The 17,664-nt window shown below is 61.2% G+C and carries 13 protein-coding genes and 1 pseudogene; 10 read left to right on the forward strand and 4 right to left on the reverse strand.

The features are described from left to right. Positions 1-94: 94 nt before the first annotated feature. From V8359_RS15930 to V8359_RS15955, 6 genes are all read left to right on the forward strand, one after another. The gene (locus tag V8359_RS15930; RefSeq protein ID WP_336430056.1) at positions 95-1,063 is read left to right on the forward strand and encodes an ABC transporter substrate-binding protein; all 969 of its coding nucleotides are present in this window, start codon (positions 95-97) and stop codon (positions 1,061-1,063) included. A gap of 254 nt (positions 1,064-1,317) precedes the next feature. Next, positions 1,318-2,346 (forward strand): ABC transporter permease, encoded by a 1,029-nt coding sequence (locus tag V8359_RS15935; RefSeq protein WP_336430057.1) that lies wholly within the window; start codon positions 1,318-1,320, stop codon positions 2,344-2,346. Next, positions 2,343-3,407 carry a quaternary amine ABC transporter ATP-binding protein gene (locus V8359_RS15940; protein WP_336430058.1) on the forward strand — a complete coding sequence of 355 codons (1,065 nt, stop codon included), beginning with the start codon at positions 2,343-2,345 and terminating at the stop codon, positions 3,405-3,407. Before V8359_RS15935 ends, V8359_RS15940 begins: the two co-directional genes overlap by 4 nt. 352 nt (positions 3,408-3,759) lie before the next feature. Beyond that, on the forward strand, positions 3,760-3,900 hold the full coding sequence (locus tag V8359_RS15945; RefSeq protein ID WP_336430059.1) for a hypothetical protein: 141 nt from the start codon (positions 3,760-3,762) through the stop codon (positions 3,898-3,900). Positions 3,901-3,912: 12 nt separating this feature from the next. Further along, on the forward strand, positions 3,913-4,929 hold the full coding sequence (locus tag V8359_RS15950) for an efflux RND transporter periplasmic adaptor subunit (protein ID WP_336430165.1): 1,017 nt from the start codon (positions 3,913-3,915) through the stop codon (positions 4,927-4,929). A 43-nt stretch (positions 4,930-4,972) separates the two neighbouring features. Then, the gene (locus V8359_RS15955) at positions 4,973-8,074 is read left to right on the forward strand and encodes an efflux RND transporter permease subunit (protein ID WP_336430060.1); all 3,102 of its coding nucleotides are present in this window, start codon (positions 4,973-4,975) and stop codon (positions 8,072-8,074) included. A 331-nt stretch (positions 8,075-8,405) separates the two neighbouring features. Here V8359_RS15955 and V8359_RS15960 read toward each other — a convergent pair. The 3 genes and pseudogenes from V8359_RS15960 to V8359_RS15970 all read right to left on the reverse strand — a co-directional run bounded on the left by V8359_RS15960 (position 8,406) and on the right by V8359_RS15970 (position 11,966). After that, a pseudogene (locus V8359_RS15960) lies at positions 8,406-9,038 on the reverse strand (amino acid synthesis family protein). A 1-nt stretch (position 9,039) separates the two neighbouring features. Continuing rightward, complete coding sequence (locus V8359_RS15965) at positions 9,040-11,163, reverse strand: CoA transferase (protein ID WP_336430061.1); 2,124 nt, start codon at positions 11,161-11,163, stop codon at positions 9,040-9,042. After that, positions 11,160-11,966, reverse strand: a complete 807-nt coding sequence (locus V8359_RS15970; protein WP_336430062.1) for an alpha/beta fold hydrolase — start codon at positions 11,964-11,966, stop codon at positions 11,160-11,162. Before V8359_RS15970 ends, V8359_RS15965 begins: the two co-directional genes overlap by 4 nt. A gap of 243 nt (positions 11,967-12,209) precedes the next feature. On the opposite strand from V8359_RS15970, the gene V8359_RS15975 reads away from it, so the two are divergent. From V8359_RS15975 to V8359_RS15990, 4 genes are read left to right on the forward strand one after another with little or no spacing between them, the layout of a single operon-like run. Next, positions 12,210-13,691 carry an aldehyde dehydrogenase gene (locus tag V8359_RS15975; protein WP_336430063.1) on the forward strand — a complete coding sequence of 494 codons (1,482 nt, stop codon included), beginning with the start codon at positions 12,210-12,212 and terminating at the stop codon, positions 13,689-13,691. 13 nt (positions 13,692-13,704) lie between these two features. Then, complete coding sequence (locus tag V8359_RS15980) at positions 13,705-14,739, forward strand: LLM class flavin-dependent oxidoreductase (protein ID WP_336430064.1); 1,035 nt, start codon at positions 13,705-13,707, stop codon at positions 14,737-14,739. A gap of 12 nt (positions 14,740-14,751) precedes the next feature. Beyond that, positions 14,752-15,555, forward strand: coding sequence for a carnitinyl-CoA dehydratase (locus V8359_RS15985; protein WP_336430065.1), 804 nt, complete (start codon positions 14,752-14,754; stop codon positions 15,553-15,555). Between the two features lie 2 nt (positions 15,556-15,557). Then, positions 15,558-16,499, forward strand: coding sequence for a 3-hydroxyacyl-CoA dehydrogenase NAD-binding domain-containing protein (locus V8359_RS15990; protein WP_336430067.1), 942 nt, complete (start codon positions 15,558-15,560; stop codon positions 16,497-16,499). A 31-nt stretch (positions 16,500-16,530) separates the two neighbouring features. Here V8359_RS15990 and V8359_RS15995 read toward each other — a convergent pair whose 3' ends face one another. Further along, positions 16,531-17,598 carry a GlxA family transcriptional regulator gene (locus V8359_RS15995; protein ID WP_336430068.1) on the reverse strand — a complete coding sequence of 356 codons (1,068 nt, stop codon included), beginning with the start codon at positions 17,596-17,598 and terminating at the stop codon, positions 16,531-16,533. Between the last annotated feature and the right edge of the window lie 66 nt (positions 17,599-17,664).

Here is a 17,664-nt window from a genome sequence, read left to right on the forward strand (position 1 = left end):
CGCAGCATCAGAGTTTCGGCGGATTGGTGCCACGTTCTCGCGACGCATCCCTGTTGACGCGCTCGCGACGAACCCAAACTAAGAAGATGTCGATATGAAACGTTACTTGTTGGGAACCGCACTCGCAGCGACGATGCCGGTGGCCGCAGCCGCTCAGGATTGCGGTGAAGTCTCGATTGCGGAGATGAACTGGGCCTCGGCGCAGATCGTCGTTGCGGTCTCCGAGTTTCTGCTGACCCAGGGTTATTCCTGTGACGTCACGGTAGTGCCCTCGGACACCACGCCGGCTGTAACGTCGTTGTCGGAGAACAATGAACCCGACGTCGTGCCCGAAATGTGGCCGAACTCGGCAGGGGCGGCCTACGATAAGCTGAAGCAAAACGGTCGAATCGTCGAACTCACCAGCGTGCTGAACCCCGGCGGGGTCGAGGGCTGGTGGATCCCGACCTACTTGGCAGAAGAACATCCCGAGTTGACGACGATCGAGGGCATCCTCGAGAATCCCGAACTTGTCGGGGGCATGTTCAACAACTGTCCAGATGGCTGGGGCTGCCGGATCGTCAGTGATAACCTGGCCCGCGCCTACGATCTTGAAGGTCACGGAATTGAGGTGTTCAACCATGGCTCGGGCGAGACGCTCGCCACCTCGATGGCGTCGGCCTACGAGAGCGAGGAGCCGTGGTTTGGCTACTACTGGGGGCCGACCACGCCACTCGGCAAGTTCGATATGACGAGCGTTGATCTAGGTGAATTGGACGAAGAGGCGCATGCAGCCAACCAAAACGCCGACAACCCCAATCCGCAGCCCTCGGCCTTCCCGACCGCGCCTATCCTGACGGTCGTCACCAAGGATTTCCACGACAACAACCCCGAGCTGGCCGACTTCTTCAGCAAGGTGTCGTTCGAGACGTCCAAGATGAGCCAGCTGCTGGCCTGGCAGGATGAGAATAACGCCTCCACCGAGGAAGCCGCGGTCTACTACCTGCAGAACAACCAAGATACCTGGAGCGAGTGGCTGAACGAAAGCGCGCGCGAGAACCTGTCACAGTTGCTGGAGCAGTAACGACAGGAAGAAATGAATCCGGCGGGGAAGCATGGCTGTTTCCCCGCCGGTCCTTTGGCGCCGCAGCGCTACGGTCTGTGTTCTTTCTCGATGACTGTCGTGGCGCCTGTGCCAGATGGCAGTCCCGCTGCAAGGACACGAGTGAGCCGCTTGCGAGAAGGTTCCATTCATGCTCATCGCGGTGCGCGCGGAGCAATGAACCCGGTGCCCGGAAGGCATTCAAACGGTCCGTTCCGGATCCGGGAAAGTGAAAAATGGCGACTTACGATTTTCTCTTCGATACATTGGGCTTGCGAGATTGGTGCGGTGCAGAGCAGAGCGGCGGGCTCAGTTCTATGGCCGATCTCATGGGCCAGGCCGGAGGCGAGACGGAAACCACGGTCTGGGATATCCCCTTCCCTTCGCTCGACGCCCTTAACGAGGCTTGCAGCAGCGTCCCGCAGTCGCGTGACCTGACCCGCGGGTTGGAGCGTGGCTTTCTGGACATCAAGGATAGCCTCAAGGTCGTGGTCGATCCGCTGACCCAACCGCTGAGTTGGGCATTGGAAAACGCGCTCTGGACCATGCAGGCCGTTCCGTGGTGGATCATGATCCCGATGTTGATGCTTGTTACCTGGGGTGTTGGGCGCTCGGGCAAGCTGGTGGCGCTGGTTGCAGCCTGTTTCGGGTTCCTGGCGTTTATTGATTTCTATGATCACACCATGCAGACGCTGGCGATCATCTTTGTCTGTGCCTTCATATGCGTGCTGTTGGGCGTGCCCATCGGCATTGCCATGTCGCGCAATGACCGCGTGCAAAAGGCGTTGATACCGGTGCTGGACATGCTTCAGACATTGCCGCCCTTCGTTTATCTGATCCCGCTGATTTTTCTCTTCTCCGTCACCGAGCCCAAGCTCTATGGCATCGCCATCATCCTCTATGCCATTGTCCCGGTGGTGCGGTTGACCGATCTCGGCATCCGTCTCGTGGACAAGGACGTGATCGAGGCCGCAGACGCCTTCGGCATGACCAAGCGGCAGAAGTTGTTTGGCGTCCAGATTCCGCTGGCCCTGCCGAACATCATGGCAGGTGTGAACCAGACGATCATGATGAGCCTCGCGATGGTGGTTATCGCCTCGCTGGTGTCGGCGCCGGGTCTCGGCGTGTTGGTTCTGCGCGGGATCCGTAGCCTTGAGCTGGGCGTCGGCCTGCTATCCGGGCTTGGCATTGTGCTGCTCGCGATCATCCTCGATCGGGTCACCAAGGCCGCCCTGGCGCGGATCAACGCGGAGCAAAAGTCATGAGCGACGACATCAAAATCTCGGTGCGCAACCTCTACAAGATATTCGGCGAAGACCCCCAGTCCGCGCTGGAAAAGGTGCGCACCGGCACGGGCAAGGCCGAGCTGCAACGCGAAACCGGCCACGTCCTTGGGCTGAACGACATCAATGTCGACATGCCGACGGGCAAGACCACGGTCATCATGGGGCTTTCTGGGTCCGGGAAATCCACTCTGATCCGCCACCTCAATCGGCTAATCGAGCCTACGGCGGGCGAGGTCCATGTGAATGGCGAGAACATACTTGACTACAACGAACGCCGCCTACGGCGGCTTCGGCAGAATGAGATGTCGATGGTGTTCCAGAAATTCGCGCTGCTTCCGCACCGGACGGTGCTGGAGAATGCCGGCATGTCTTGGGCCATCGAAGGTAAAAATCGACGGCAATACGTCGAAGAGGTGACGAATTGGCTTAATCGCGTGGGTCTTGAGGGGCAGGGGGAGCAGTATCCTGCGCAGCTCTCGGGTGGCATGCAGCAGCGCGTCGGGATTGCCCGGGCACTGACCTCGAACTCGGACATCATGCTCATGGACGAGGCGTTCTCGGCCCTGGACCCGCTGATCCGCACGGACATGCAGGACTTGCTAATCGAATTGCAGGGGGAGCTGGCCAAAACAGTGGTTTTCATAACCCACGATCTCGACGAAGCTTTGAAGCTGGCTGATCACCTGGTCATCCTGAAGGAGGGCTTCGTGGTGCAACAGGGTGAACCCCAGAATATCCTCCTCAACCCGAACGACCCCTACATCGAGGCGTTCGTGAGCGATATCAACCGGGCCCGTGTTCTTCGAGTCCGTTCGGTGATGGAAAAGACGGCCCAAATGCCGGGCGACATCGCCGGCGAGGTGGATTTCAACGACACGCTGGAATCGGTTATTGCGGTGTCGAAGGGCGATACGACGAACAATTACCGCGTCATGGAAAGCGGCCGTCAGGTCGGTGTCCTGCACATGCGCGATCTCGTCCGAGCCTTGGTTCCGCGCAAGTCCGGTGAGGAGGTCGATGAACGTCAGGGAGCCTGTTGATCCGGCGGAAGCGGGCCAAACCTGCGGTGCGGGCAGCTTATCGAGAAACACGTAGTTGCCCATCAATGATGGCGGCTCGGATGACCGCGATCTGACGGGTGCCTTTGGATGGCCATCCCATTTGGTGATGTTTGCTCATACGCGCGGAAGAAGCGGCGCGCTGCCGACCCACGGGGGCTGGTATGACAATCGCGTTGCCTACACAAACGACCCTCTGTAAGACGCCCGCATCGCCGCCTCAGGGCGCGCCACATCTGCGGGCGCACCGCGGACCGAATGCCTTGTTCGCCGGGTCATTTTACCTATTGTGCCTCTGGCTATCCCTGTCTTGCCTGAACCGGACCTTGAACCCATGCCTGATTTCGCTCCTTTCCTGTACCGGATGGCGCTGCTGTCCGTTCTGATCGCTGCGGCGCTGCCGGCGCCGGCCCAGCAAAGCGACAGGCCGCCGCCCGCGGTAACGGTGGTGACGGTCAAGGAGCAGGACGTGTAACTGACGACGACCCTGCCGGGTCGCGTTGTCGCCTCGTCCGAGGCCGAGGTGCGCCCGCAGGTGGCGGGCATCATCACCGAGCGCCTCTTTGACGAGGGCGGGCACGTCGAGGCGGGTGATATCCTCTACCGGATCGACGCGGCGCGCTATGACGCCGCCGTCGCTCAGGCCGAGGCCGCCGTCGCCCAGGCGCAGGCACAGGTCAAGGCCACCCGCCGCGAGGCCGAGCGGCTGGAGACATTATCAAGCCGCAACGTGGTTAGCGAGCAGGCCCTGGACAGCACGATCGCTGCGCGCGATGGCGCTGTCGCCAGTCTTCAGGTCGCCGAGGCGCAGCTGCAAGCGGCCCGGATCGAGCAGGACCACACCGTCATCCGCGCGCGCCTGTCGGGCGAGATCGGGCTCTCGATGGTCAGCCCCGGCGCGCTGGTCACGGCCAGCCAGCAGGCCCCGCTGGCGACGGTGCGCAACATCGACCAGGTCTATGTGGACGTGACGCAATCGGCGGCGGAAATCCTGGCCTTTCGCAGGAGCCATCGCGACGAACGCGTCAAGGACATCCCCCAGGAGGTGACGCTGACACTGGCCGATGGCAGCGTGTTCGACCAGACCGGCACCCTGACCGCGGCCGAGCCCGTCGTCGATCCGCTGACCGGCGTCGTCGTGCTGCGGATCGAGTTCGCCAATCCCGACAAGCTGCTGCTGCCTGGCATGTATGTGCAGGCCGAAATGCCCAGCGGCCGGGCCGAGGGCGCCTTCGTGGTGCCTCAGGAGGGGGTCGCGCGCAACCGGCGCGGCCAGCCCACCGCGATGATCGTTGGCCCGGACGGCACGGTCGAGCAGCGCGTTTTGACCATACGTCAGGACGTGGGCCAGTCTTGGGTCGTCACCGGGGGTCTTGAAGACGGCGACCGTGTCGTCGTCAAGGGTCTGCAAAAGGCGTCGGCCGGCGCCAAGGTGAAGGCGCAGGAGCGCGCAGCCGAAGGCCAAAACGGGGTCACGCCCGAAGCCGGAGCCCCCGCTGAATAAACCGATCCGAACCTGACACCGACCTGACCGGAGCGCCCGTATCATGGCCCGTTTTTTCATCGACCGACCGATCTTTGCCTGGGCCATCTCGATCTTCATTCTGGGCATTGGTGTTCTGTCCATCGTCACGCTGCCGGTCGCACAATATCCGCAGATCGCGTCGCCGACGGTGTCGGTTAATGCCTCCTATCCCGGAGCAAGTGCAGAAACGGTGGCCAATACCGTCACGCAGGTGATTGAGCAGCAGATGACCGGGCTCGATGGGCTGCGCTACATTTCGTCCAGCTCGACCAGTGCGGGTGGGGCCAGCATCACGCTGACCTTCGAGACGGGAACAGATCCCGACATCGCGCAGGTCCAGGTGCAGAACAAGCTGGCGCAGGCGACCGCGCTACTGCCCGAGCCGGTGCAGCGACAGGGCGTTACTGTTCAGAAATCGTCGTCCGGATTCCTGATGGTGATCGCGCTGATCGCCGAAAACGGTGGCTACGACGCGACTGATCTGGGTGACTACCTGGAAACCAACATGGTGAACGAGCTGAGCCGCGTCGAGGGTGTCGGCAATGTGCAGGTCTTTGGCGCGCAATATGCCATGCGCATCTGGTTGGATCCTTCCAAGCTGGCCGCGTTCGAACTGACCCCGCAGGACGTTGTGGATGCGGTGCGTGTGCAGAACGCTCAGATATCGGCCGGGGAATTCGGCGCGCGCCCAGCGGTCGAGGGGCAGGTGCTGAACGCGACGATCACGGTGCAATCGCTGCTGACCACCCCCGAGGATTTCCGCCAGATCGTGATCCGTGCGGAAACCGACGGTGGTCTCGTACTGGTCAATGACGTGGCGCGGGTCGAAATCGGCGCCGAGACTTACGGCACCATTTCGCGCTACAACCAACAGGCCGCGTCCGGCCTGGCAATCAGTCTGGCACCCGGGGCCAACGCGTTGGACACGGCCGGCGCGGTCGAGTCCCGCGTTGCGGAACTGTCCGAGTTCTTCCCCGAGGGGGTCGAATACGTGATCCCCTATGACACCACACCTTTTGTCGAGATTTCCATCAAGGAGGTCATCAAGACCTTGGTCGAGGCGATCGTGTTGGTGTTTCTGGTGATGTATCTGTTTCTGCAAAACCTGCGCGCGACGTTGATCCCGACGCTGGCCGTGCCGGTTGTTCTGATGGGCACTTTCGGCGTGCTGTCATTGATGGGCTTTTCCATCAACACGCTGACCATGCTGGCGATGGTGCTGGCCATCGGCCTTCTGGTGGATGACGCCATCGTCGTGGTCGAGAACGTCGAGCGCATCATGGAGCAGGAAGGGCTTTCGCCCCGTGAGGCGACGCGCAAGTCGATGGACGAGATCACCGGCGCGCTGATCGGCATCGCCGTGGTCCTGTCGGCGGTGTTCGTGCCGATGGCGTTCTTTCCCGGCTCGACCGGGGTGATTTACCAACAGTTCTCGGTCACGATCATCTCGGCGATGATTCTCTCGGTGGTCGTGGCGCTGACGCTGACGCCGGCGCTGTGTGCGTCGCTGCTGAAGGGCAAGCATGAAGAAGGCACGCGGCACGGGCCGTTCGGCCTGTTCAACCGGGGGTTCGATGGCCTGTTGGGTGGCTATGCAGGCACCGTCGGTTGGATCGTCAAGCGGCCCGTGCGGTTGGGCATCGTCTACCTCGGCATCGTCGCGGTGATGGTGGGCCTTTTCCTGCGCACGCCAGAGGGGTTCCTGCCCGAAGAGGACCAAGGCATCATGTTCACCCTGATCCAGGGCCCCACCGGCACCACCGCCGAGCAGACGTTGGACGTGGTCAAGCAGGTCGAGAATTACTACCTGACGCAGGAAAGCGAGATGGTGGAATCCGTCTTTGGCGTCGTCGGCTTCAGCTTTGCGGGACGGGGGCAGAATCTGGGACTGGCCTTCGTCCGGCTGAAGGACTGGAAGAAACGCGAGGCGGCGGATCAGAGCGTCCAGGCGCTGGCGGGGCGGGCCTTTGGCGCGTTCAGTCAGATCCAGGGCGCGCAGGTCTTTCCCATCGTGCCGCCCTCGGTGATTGAACTGGGCAATGTATCGGGGTTCGATTTCTACGTGCAGGCGCGCGGCGGGCAGACCCACGAGCAGCTTCTGCAGGCCCGCAATCAGATGCTTGGCATGGCCGCTGAAAGCCCGCTGATCGCCAGTGCACGGCCCAGCGGGCTTGAGGATGCGGCGCAGTTCGACTTGGACATCGACTGGCGCCGTGCGGGCGCCATGGGCGTGGCCGCGACTGACGTGGGCAACCTTCTGAGCACCGCCTGGGCGGGGCAATACGTCAATGATTTCGTCGACGAGGGCCGCATCAAGCGGGTCTATGTGCAGGGCGAGCCTGAGGCGCGCAGCACTCCGTCGGACATCGAGAAATGGCGCGTGCGCAATGCCAACGGCGGGCTGGTTCCGTTTTCAAACTTCGTCACCGCTAGCTGGACGCAGGGGCCGCAAGGCGTGAATCGCTACAACGGGGTGCCTTCTATGCAGATCCAGGGCTCGCCCGTGCCGGGGGTCAGCACCGGTGAAGCGATCGCCGAGATCGAGCGGTTGGCCGAGCAGTTGCCGCCGGGGTTTCAAGTTTCACTAACCGGCCTGTCGTTGGAAGAGCAGCAATCGGGCAGCCAGGCGCCGCTGCTTTACGGGCTGTCGCTGGCCGCGATCTTTCTGGCGCTGGCCGCGCTTTATGAATCTTGGTCGATCCCCTTCGCGGTGATGCTGGCGATGCCCATCGGCGTGGTCGGCGCGCTGGGCGGTGCCTGGCTGGGCGGCTTCAAAAACGGGGTGTTCTTCCAGGTGGGTTTGCTGACAGTGATCGGCCTGACCAGCAAGAACGCGATCCTGATCGTTGAATTCGCGCGGGACAAGCGCGAGGCCGGAGAATCGATCCTGGAGGCCGCCGTCGAGGCGGCGCGACAGCGGTTCCGACCCATAATCATGACCTCGATGGCGTTCAGTCTGGGCGTTCTGCCGCTGGTCTTGAGTACCGGCGCCGGGTCCGGCGGGCGCACCGCGATCGGCAGCGGTGTGCTTTCGGGGACGATCACGGCGACGGTTCTGGGCGTGCTGTTCGTGCCGCTGTTCTTTGCCGTCATCGCAAGGCTGTCACGGCGAAAGGACGGCTGAGGCTGGCGCGGGGTTGCCACGCAGATGCGCAGTTCAAAAGTTCTATTATCGGAGGGCGGGTTTGCCGGGCAACGATCGGCCCATCGCAAGAGACGCTGAAGTATCATAAAGCAAACCGGGAATACTTTATAAATCGGCTGTCTCTCGTTCTGACCGAGGGGACGAGGGGCGCTACGCATCTTGCGAAGCCCGCCACCGGCAAGAGCGATGCCTATGCCTTGGAGCCATTGCTGGAGGTGGGCGCGCGAAAAACCACCGGGACACGCGGCGGCGATGTATCGGGCCGAACGATTGCTCAGACCTTGAACAGAGCGAACCAGCAAAAGGTGCTTCAACCGTCCGAGTTGCGGTCGTCTTCCGCGCTCACGCCGGCAGGGTCTTGCACATCGCGACCGAGTGCCGCCAGATCAGAGTATCGGTCCCCGATCCGATGGTGCGGTCTGCCACCGGTTGCGCCACCCAAGGCCACGACCAGTTCATCCGAGGCAGGGGCGTCATTGATTGCAAATTGTACAGTCAGGTAGTGCGAGCGACGACCGGTGTCGTGTTTGTCCATCAACGGTATTTGGATCTGCGTATTGGCAGGGCCACGCGAATTGGTGAAGCCAAGATAGCTTTTGGCACCAACCGCCTCACGGTAGAAGTTTCCGAACTGCAATGTATGGATCAGCGCCGAGGCGTGTTCCAGTTCGCAATCCGTGCCGGCGACGCAGGCTTTGCCGTATGCTTCGATTACCGCCCCTGATCCCGCAAGGTCGATCATCCGGTCAGTCAGGAGTTTGCCCAGAAGCGGTGCCATGCGGCGGATTTCGGGAGACAGGTCATCGACAAAGCCGCGCCCGCTTCAAGGATTCGAAACCACCGCTGCAACACCGATCATTCGCAGCATCGGGTCGGCGGCGCGGCCGCCTTCGGTGTGAATATCTTCATCGTACGTAACGACTTTTCTCAGTTCCGGAAGCATTTCAGTTCTCCTGTAGGATATTGTATTCGGTCTGGCCCGAGATCGCATGGACGATCCCGTTGGTTTCCGTCCCGTGATAGATACCGAAACGACCGTGCCGGTACTCCCGCTGGTAGCGGCGCAGCATGGAACGTTCGGCGTCGCTTTCGACTCGGTCGAGCGGCAGTGCATCGAGATCGTAGAACCTCAGGCCTTTCGGCGCTGCCCCGCTAACCGAGCCATGATAGACGATTGAGTGGGTGCCGGTCTGCGCATTCTGGAAGACGGCGTAGAGGTGGTCGAGCTTTGGGTCGAGGCCACGTTTCGCGAGATGATCCAACATGCCCTGCACCGTGTTGTCCGCCGTCGGGGCCTTGGATATGGTGACGAGCCCATCTGGTTTCTCTTCCAGCAAAACCGTCTCGCGGTCGGCCAGAACCGCGCCGATCGTGCCTTCTCCGGGTTGGGTTGCAGCGTCCACCAAGCTGCTTTCCAGGCTCAGATCGAAATATGCTCCGCGAAAGAAGCCCAAAGGCTGCCCGTCCCGGGAGTGGTGCGTCAGAACGCGCCCGATCAGAACAAGATGATCACCAGCGTCAACCAGCCGGTGACGAGCACAAGTGAAACAGGCGAGCGCGCCGTTGAGCAGCGGCATGTCCCGTGGGCCTGAGTGCCACTTGGAGAGCTTGAACTTGTCGGGGGACCGGGAGGCGAACAGCCCGGAAACCTCTTTCTGGTCGTCTGCGAGAATATTGACCGCGAAGTGCTCCGCCGAGACGAAAGCATCGCGGCTGTGCGCGGTCTTGGCAATGCAAACGAGCAACAATGGCGGGTCCAGCGAAACCGAGCTGAACGAGTTCGCGGTAAAGCCCCGGGGCATGCCATCGTCCTGACGGGTGGTCACCACCGTCACGCCAGTCGCAAAGCTGCCAAAGGCATCGCGCAGGGCGTGTTTGGCCTCGGCATCCATTGCCGAAACATTGTCCAGCGTGGAGGTCAGATCATTATGCTCCCCGAGCCGAGGCGGCGCCGGAAGGAGGCGTTGCTCTTGCCCCGTAAAGCGCAGAGGGTTGGCCGCCACCGTCCACGGCGCATGGTCCGGGTCGGGATGTTTGATCCGTTCGAGCATGTTCCGGGCTTCGACATGAGGGTCCTTGAAGATATCTGCTATGGTATTCAGCGGGCCGAAGGGGACTCGACCGCCCAGCATTTCTGTCATTTCCGCCTTGCTATGCTCCGCGCTCCACCCCGAGACGATCTTGTTGATTTCCGCGGCGTGTTGGGCCCGGCCGGCGCGCGTGGCAAAGCGGCTATCACTTCCCAGTTCTGGCCTGTTCATGACCGTGGTCAGAATCTGCCAGAAACTGTCGTCGACGATCCCAAGCGCGACATGGCCGTCCGTAGCGGGATAGAGGCCGAAGGGGACGAGAAAGGGATGCCCGTTGCCCTCAGGGCCGGGCACCGCTCCGGTCATGTCGTGCTGGTAGACCATGCGCTCGCAGAGCGAGATCATCGCGTCATACATTGCGACATCGACAAATTGGCCGATGCCTGTGGCCTCGGCCTCTCGCAAAGCCGCGAGGATGCCGAAAGACATCATCATACCGGCAAACACATCGCCGATGCCGGGGCCCACCTTGGTGGGGCTTTGCGCATCGGGGCCGGTCATCGACATCAGCCCACCCATCGACTGTGCGACCACGTCGTAGGACGGCCAGTTGCCGTAAGGGCTGACCCCTGTGCGCGGGTCGCCAAAGCCGCGAATGGCGGCATAGACGAGCCTAGGGTTTTCCGCCGCGAGGGATTCGTATGACAGCCCGAGCCGGTCCATCACACCGGGCCGGAAGTTTTCCAGAACGACATCCACCGTCGCGGCCAGCTTGCGAAAGTCGGCCTTACCCTGCGGCGACTTGAGATCAAGCTGAATGCTCTTCTTGCCGCGGTTCAGACTGACAAAGTAACCGGCCCAATCGTGGTCAGGGTCATCCGAGCGGTAGGGGCCGTTGTGGCGGCTGGTATCGCCCGTGCCGCTTTCGATCTTGATTACCTCGGCGCCGTGATCAGCAAGGAACATGCTGCAATACGGGCCGGAAAGCATTCGGCTCAGGTCCAGAACCCGCACACCCTTGAGTATCGAGCTGCTCATTGGTTCTGTTCCTTTGCGAGATCGTCCAGAAAACGCCGGATCGGCAGGTTGATAGCGCCGGGGTTTTCGGCGAGCGCCATGTGCCGCAGGCCGGGCAGAACAAGCGCCTCGGCGCCGTCGATCTCGGCCGCGATGGCGTCGGTCATTTCAGGCCCGTTGCCGAAATCCTCGTCTCCGGTAATCACCAGCGCCGGACAGGAGAGCGGCGGCTCAGGCAACACGATTTCGTCAATGCCGTCAGCGAGGACGCGATATATCGTGTCATAGATGCCCGTGCGATTGGCGAGAACCCAGCCGCGCACGGTGTCCATCATCGCCGGGTTGGCCGTCCGGTAGGCATCTGTGAACCAGCGTTCGAGCGCCGCATCGACCGTTGCCGCCGGGCCCATCTCGCGGGCTTGTTCCACACGGGCCAGAATGGCGGCTTGCGCCTCGGCGCTGCGCTTGTGCGGGGAATGGAGGATGATCAACGCACGCGTCATTGACGGCACGTCCTGCGCAAAGCGGCGGGCGATCATCCCCCCCAAAGAGAACCCGACGATACAGGCTTTCGACATGCCGCAATGCATCATTAGGTTTTGTAATTGCTTGGAAAAAAGTGACAGGTTTGGGGGGGCTTTTGGATCGGCGGATTGCCCGTGGCCGTAGAGATCATAGCTGAGCACGCGATAGTCATCGGCAAGCGCCGGAATTGTCCATTGCCAGCAATCCTTGTTCAGTCCAAGCCCATGAATGAGCACCACGCAAGGGGCGTGGGAAGGCCCTGTTATTTCATAGGCGGTGCCGTCTGGAGTGGTGTGCATCAGTGGTCCTCGTTCCGGGTCTGAGAGGCCGCGATTCCGGCTGTGACCCTAACGCCGATTTTCGGCACCCCGTCGGTCACCTGCTCGCAAGTCGCGGTCATATCGTGGCAGCTCCTTTCCGCTCAACCTGACCGTTCTGCGAAATTCGGCTTCAGATTTTTCGACGCCGAGTGACGATTTTTTGCATATCCCGAGCACCAAAAACCGTTCTGTATGAGTCGAATGTTGACCGGGAGAGACAGAATGGCAGAAATTCAAGCCTATCAAATGCTGATCAATGGCGCCTGGGTCGATGCGTCGGACGGGGGGGCGTTCGACAGCACGAATCCGGCGACTGGCGAAGTTTGGTCGCGTGTGCCGGAGGCCACGGAGGCCGATGTCGAAACCGCTGTGCAGGCCGCGCACGAGGCCTTTCTGAAAGGCCCGTGGTCGAAGATGACCCCGACGCAGAGGGGCAAATGTCTTCGGCGGTTAGCCGAGTTGCTGGTTGAGCGGTCGGAAACACTGGGGCGCATCGAAAGCATCGACACCGGCAAAATGCTGAAGGAAACCAAGTGGCAGGCGGCCTATATCGCCGAATTCTTCCAGTTCTTCGCCGGCTGCGCCGACAAGATCAGCGGCGAGACGCTGCCTATAGACAAGCCCGACCTGTTTGTCTTTACCAAGCGCGAGCCGCTGGGAGTAGTGGCGGCCGTGGTGCCATGGAACAGCCAGCTTTTCCTTGTGGCGGTGAAAATTGGGCCCGCACTGGCGGCGGGCAATACGGTGGTGTTGAAGGCCAGCGAACACGCCTCCGCCGCAATGTTGGAGTTTGGCAAGCTGATTGAGGAGGCCGGGTTTCCTCCGGGTGTGGTCAATATCATCACCGGTCACGGAAACCCGTGCGGTCGGGCGCTGACCAGCCATAAGCTGGTGGCGCGCGTAAGCTTCACCGGTGGCCCGGGGGCGGCGCGGCATGTGCTTGAGAACACCAAGAACAACTTTGCCGAGGTGAGCCTCGAGCTTGGCGGCAAGTCGCCCTTCATCGTCTTTGACGACGCCAATATCGAAAGTGCCGTCAACGCCTCTATCGCAGGCATCTTCGGGGCGACGGGGCAAAGCTGTGTCGCTGGCTCGCGGCTTTACCTGCATGAGGACATCGCCGAGGAATTCCTTGATCGCATGGTTACGCAAGCCCGCGAGATCACGATCGGCGACCCGCTGGCGGACGAAACCCAGATGGGTCCGCTCTGCACGCCGGGACAACGCGACCGGATCGAGAGCGAGCTGGCCTTCGCGGTGGAGGAGGGTGCGACGGTGCTTACCGGCGGGAAACGACCCGAGGGCATGCATGGCCTGTATTTCGAGCCCACCATCGTGTCGTGCCCGCGGCAGGATTTGCGCATCGTCGATACCGAGCTTTTCGGCCCGGTCCTCTGCGTGCAGACGTTCAAGACCGAGGACGAGGTCATCGAACTGGCCAATGACACGGAACATGGGCTGGCCGCTGGTATCTTTACCCGCGACAGCGCGCGCTCGCTGCGGATGGCAGATGCGGTGCGTGCCGGGATCGTCTGGGTCAACACCTATCGTGTCGTCTCGCCGATTGCCGAGTTCGGTGGGGTCAAGGGCTCGGGCTATGGCCGGGAGAGCGGGTTCCAGGCGATGTACGATTATACCAGACCCAAGACGGTGTGGATGAACACGTCGGATGCGCCGATGGCCAATCCGTTCGTGATGCGCTGAGGGAGGCATGACAATGAAGTTTCAACTGGCAATCAACCTTGAACGGGTAAGCGACGGTGCGGACATGCGCGCGGTACGTGATCACACGCTTGAGATGGTGCAGATGGCCGAAGAAGGTGGGTTCGACATCGTCTGGGCCGCCGAACATCACGCGCTCGAAATGACCATCGCGCCCAACCCGTTTCAGATTTTGACATGGTGGTCCGAGCATACCGATCGTATCCGCCTTGGCACTGCTGTTGCCACCGCCGCCTACTGGCACCCGATCGGGCTTGCCGGGGAAGCGGCGTTTCTCGACCTGATCAGCGGTGGGCGGCTGGAATTCGGAATCGGTTCAGGTGCCTATCAGCGTGAGTTTGACCGGATGCATCCCGGTCTCAAACAATCGGATGCGTGGCAGTACATGCAGGAGATGTTGCCGGCTGTGCGGGCCCTGTGGAAGGGCGACTATTCCCATGACGGTGAGTTCTGGAAATTTCCCACCGCCACGTCTTGTCCCAAGCCCTTGCAGGATGAGGTGCCGGTCTGGGTCGCCGCGCGGTCGCCGATCACGTTTGACTATGCGCTGCGCGAGCGCTGCAACGTCCTGAGCTGGCCTCTGACCCGCCCGTTCTCGGAGGCCGAACTTTACAAACAACGGCTTGATGAGGCGATCGAGAAGGCTGGCCACGATTTTCGCCCGATATTCGCGATGATGCGCCATGCCGCCGTTTACGATAACGAGGCTGACCGGCAGAGAGCTCTGAATGCGATCCGTTTGGTGTTGGGGCAGTTCGAAAACCTGTTCCGCAATGCGGGAGACGTGGAGAACGGCTTTCCCAAGCAGATTCCCTTGGAGGAACTGGCAGGGCGCGAGCAATATGACCCGGCAATGCTGGAGGAAAACCTGCTTTTCGGTTCGCCCGACACGGTGATCCGGAAACTGAAACGTTATGAGGCATTGGGCGTCGATGCCTTTGTCTACTATGCGTCAATGGGATTGGATGCCGACGCGCAGAAACGCTCGATGAAGTTGTTCTGCGACGAAGTGATGCCCGCTTTCAAGTAAGGAGAAAATGTTATGTCTGAAGGGGTCAAGGTCGTTCGAGACGGTCATGTGCTCGAGGTCACGCTGGACCGTCCGAAGGTGAATGCGATTGACGTGGAGACCAGCCGCGCGCTGGCGGAGGCGTTCCGGGAATTGCATGAGGACAAGGAGTTGCGCTGTGCCATCCTGACTGGCGGTGGCGACAAAATCTTCTCTGCGGGGTGGGATCTGAAGGCGCTGAACGCAGGCGAGATGCAGCTCGATAATTGGTGGGAAAGCGATGATTACGGCTTTGGCGGATTCACCGGGCTGACCGAGAACTGGGCGTTGAACAAGCCGGTGATCGCGGCGATCAACGGGTTGGCCATCGGTGGCGGATTCGAGATGGCGATGGCCTGTGACCTGATGATTGCCGCCGATCATGTGGAATTCGGATTGCCCGAGATGCCATTGGGAATCGTGCCTGATGCCGGCGCTTTGCAGCGCCTACCCCGGCGCATTCCGCACAACATCGCGATGGAGATGTTCCTGCTGGGTCGGAGGATGACCGCAACGGAAGCGGCGCACTACGGTTTGGTCAATAAAGTTGTTCCGAAAGAAGGGCTTATAGATGCCGCTCGGGAGTGGGCGGCGAGCATCGCGTGGTCCGCGCCTTTGGCCATGCAGAGCGTGAAGGAAGTGCAGCGGGCCATCGAATGCGTGCCGCTGGAAGAGGCGTTCGAGAAAATGCGCGGTGATGAGCTTGAGGTCTATCGGAAAATGCTGAAATCGGAGGATGCCAAGGAAGGCGTGGCGGCCTTCGTGGAAAAACGCGAACCGAAATTCCTGGGGGAGTAAGGATGTATCGGGAGCCCTCTGATGTGAAGCGCGTGGCGAGCCTTGGCGCAGGACCGATTGGCGGCGGTTGGACGGCGCATTTCCTGGCGCGCGGCTATGACGTGACCGCCTATATCCACGACCCGTCGGAGCGTGATGCGCTGATGGCAGTGGTCGAAACCGGGTGGGTGAGCCTAACCGAGCTGGGACTTGCGCCGGGGGCGTCGATGGACCGGCTCCGGGTTACAAGCGATTTGGACGAGGCCGTGAAGGGTGTTGATTTCATTCAGGAAAATGGGCCCGAGCGGTTGGATGTGAAACAGGCGCTGTATCGGCGTTTGGGGGAAATCGTTCCGGAAGACGTGGTGATCGGATCATCGACCTCGGGGCTGACGATGACCGAGATCGCCTCTGACTGCGCGACGCCGGAGCGCTGCGTGATCGGACACCCCTTCAACCCGCCTTACCTGTTGCCGCTGGTTGAAATCGTTGGTGGAAAACAGACGGATAAGCGGGCAGTGGACTGGGCGGCGGCGTTCTATGAGGCGGCTGGAAAGGCGCCTTTGGTGATGAAGAAAGAGGTGCCGGGTTTCGTGGCCACGCGGTTGCAGGAGGCGCTTTGGCGTGAGGCGCTGCACATGGTGTCAAATGGCGAAGCGACGCCGGAAGATATTGATATCGCATTGAAAAATGGCCCCGCCCCACGCATGGCTGTGCAGGGGCAATGCATGGCGTTTCACGTCGCCTGTGGCGAAGGTGGCATGGCGACAAACCTCGATCAGTTCGGTCCGGCGCTGAAATGGCCATGGACACGGTTAGAGGCTCCAGAGCTGACACGAGAGTTGCGAAACCGGATGGTCGAGGGCTGCAACGCGATGGCCGGAGGGAGAAATTTCACGGATATGGCGGCGGAAAGAGACCGGAAGATCGTCGCGGTTCTGAAGGCAGTCAGGGACACCGGGTAGGGCCGAACTCGACGTTGGCGTTTGAGCGGTATCATTTTCGCCCGCGCATCCGCTGGTTCACTTGGAAGGTATCGAGATACTTCGACAGCGTTCCCGGCCATGTCGGTGCGTCTTCCTGTTCTGGCCATGCCTGACGGTATTCGCTGGGACGGCGCCCGAAACACTTACGGAATGTATAGGCGAAATGGGACAGCGAATTGAAACCGGAGGCTGCTGAAATCTCGCGAACGCCGAGATCGGTGGATATGAGCAGCACGCGGGCGTGTTGGAGCCGGAGCAGTAGGCCAAACTGAACTACCGAGCAGCCCATTGCCTGATTGAACTGGCGTTCGAGCTGACGCTGGGAGATGCCGACCTGCCGGGCGATCTCGGGCACGGGCAAGGGTTCAGAGATATTGGCCTCGATCAGGTCGATGGCGGCGGCGACGCCGGACGGCAGGCTTTCGGCGCCGCGCCCGAGCGTCTTGCGCTGGGGTGCGTCGGAGGGGCGCATCGGGTGGTGCATTATGTTGTCGGAAATCTCGCCCACGAGCCCCTCTCCGTGATCGGCGCGAATGAGATGCAGCATGAGGTCGGTGGCCGATGTGGAGCCGGCGCAGGTCATGATCTTGCCGTCGATTGTGAAAAGCTGTTCGGTGGCGAACACTTCGGGAAATTTCTCCTGAAATCCGGCGAGGTAGGACCAGTGAGTGGTTGCCTGCCGCCCGGCCAAGAGACCTGCGCGGGCGAAGACATAACTGGCGATTTCCACCGCGCAAAGGCGGATGCCCATCCGCGCCTGCCGCCGGAGCCACGACAGAAGTGCCGGATCGGCGTAATGCTCAGTTCCCCAACTGCCGGCGACGACCACGAGATCGTCGCGTGTGAGCTTTTCGGGCAGGTCGGTGCAGGTGATGGTCATCCCGTTGCTGGCCGTTACCTTTCCGGCGCGGACTGAGTGAAGCTCGTGCCGGTAGAGCGGCGCTGGCGAGAGGTAGTTAGCTATGCGCATGGGTTCCAGCAGACTGACCAGTCCCATCATGTTGAAACGCGGCAGCATTACGCATGCGATTCGGCTTGGACCGGGCTCGTTTTTCTGTGGGGCAGTGTCGGCTGGCATGGTGACATCCGTTATCGAAAGAGTGAGCAATTTCGCCATTCATATTTCAATTGCGGCGAATAATCG

The organism is Roseovarius sp. E0-M6, from assembly GCF_037083845.1.
Lineage (GTDB): Bacteria > Pseudomonadota > Alphaproteobacteria > Rhodobacterales > Rhodobacteraceae > Roseovarius.

What these genes read in the sequence shown, in the direction of transcription:
- V8359_RS15965 (WP_336430061.1), bottom strand. Translation starts at nt 11,163, where the DNA reads ATGAGCAGCTCGATACTCAAGGGTGTGCGGGTTCTGGACCTGAGCCGA.
- V8359_RS15970 (WP_336430062.1), bottom strand. Translation starts at nt 11,966, where the DNA reads ATGCACACCACTCCAGACGGCACCGCCTATGAAATAACAGGGCCTTCC.
- V8359_RS15985 (WP_336430065.1), top strand. Translation starts at nt 14,752, where the DNA reads ATGTCTGAAGGGGTCAAGGTCGTTCGAGACGGTCATGTGCTCGAGGTC.
- V8359_RS15955 (WP_336430060.1), top strand. Translation starts at nt 4,973, where the DNA reads ATGGCCCGTTTTTTCATCGACCGACCGATCTTTGCCTGGGCCATCTCG.
- V8359_RS15940 (WP_336430058.1), top strand. Translation starts at nt 2,343, where the DNA reads ATGAGCGACGACATCAAAATCTCGGTGCGCAACCTCTACAAGATATTC.
- V8359_RS15990 (WP_336430067.1), top strand. Translation starts at nt 15,558, where the DNA reads ATGTATCGGGAGCCCTCTGATGTGAAGCGCGTGGCGAGCCTTGGCGCA.
- V8359_RS15980 (WP_336430064.1), top strand. Translation starts at nt 13,705, where the DNA reads ATGAAGTTTCAACTGGCAATCAACCTTGAACGGGTAAGCGACGGTGCG.
- V8359_RS15935 (WP_336430057.1), top strand. Translation starts at nt 1,318, where the DNA reads ATGGCGACTTACGATTTTCTCTTCGATACATTGGGCTTGCGAGATTGG.
- V8359_RS15930 (WP_336430056.1), top strand. Translation starts at nt 95, where the DNA reads ATGAAACGTTACTTGTTGGGAACCGCACTCGCAGCGACGATGCCGGTG.
- V8359_RS15945 (WP_336430059.1), top strand. Translation starts at nt 3,760, where the DNA reads ATGCCTGATTTCGCTCCTTTCCTGTACCGGATGGCGCTGCTGTCCGTT.
- V8359_RS15995 (WP_336430068.1), bottom strand. Translation starts at nt 17,598, where the DNA reads ATGCCAGCCGACACTGCCCCACAGAAAAACGAGCCCGGTCCAAGCCGA.
- V8359_RS15975 (WP_336430063.1), top strand. Translation starts at nt 12,210, where the DNA reads ATGGCAGAAATTCAAGCCTATCAAATGCTGATCAATGGCGCCTGGGTC.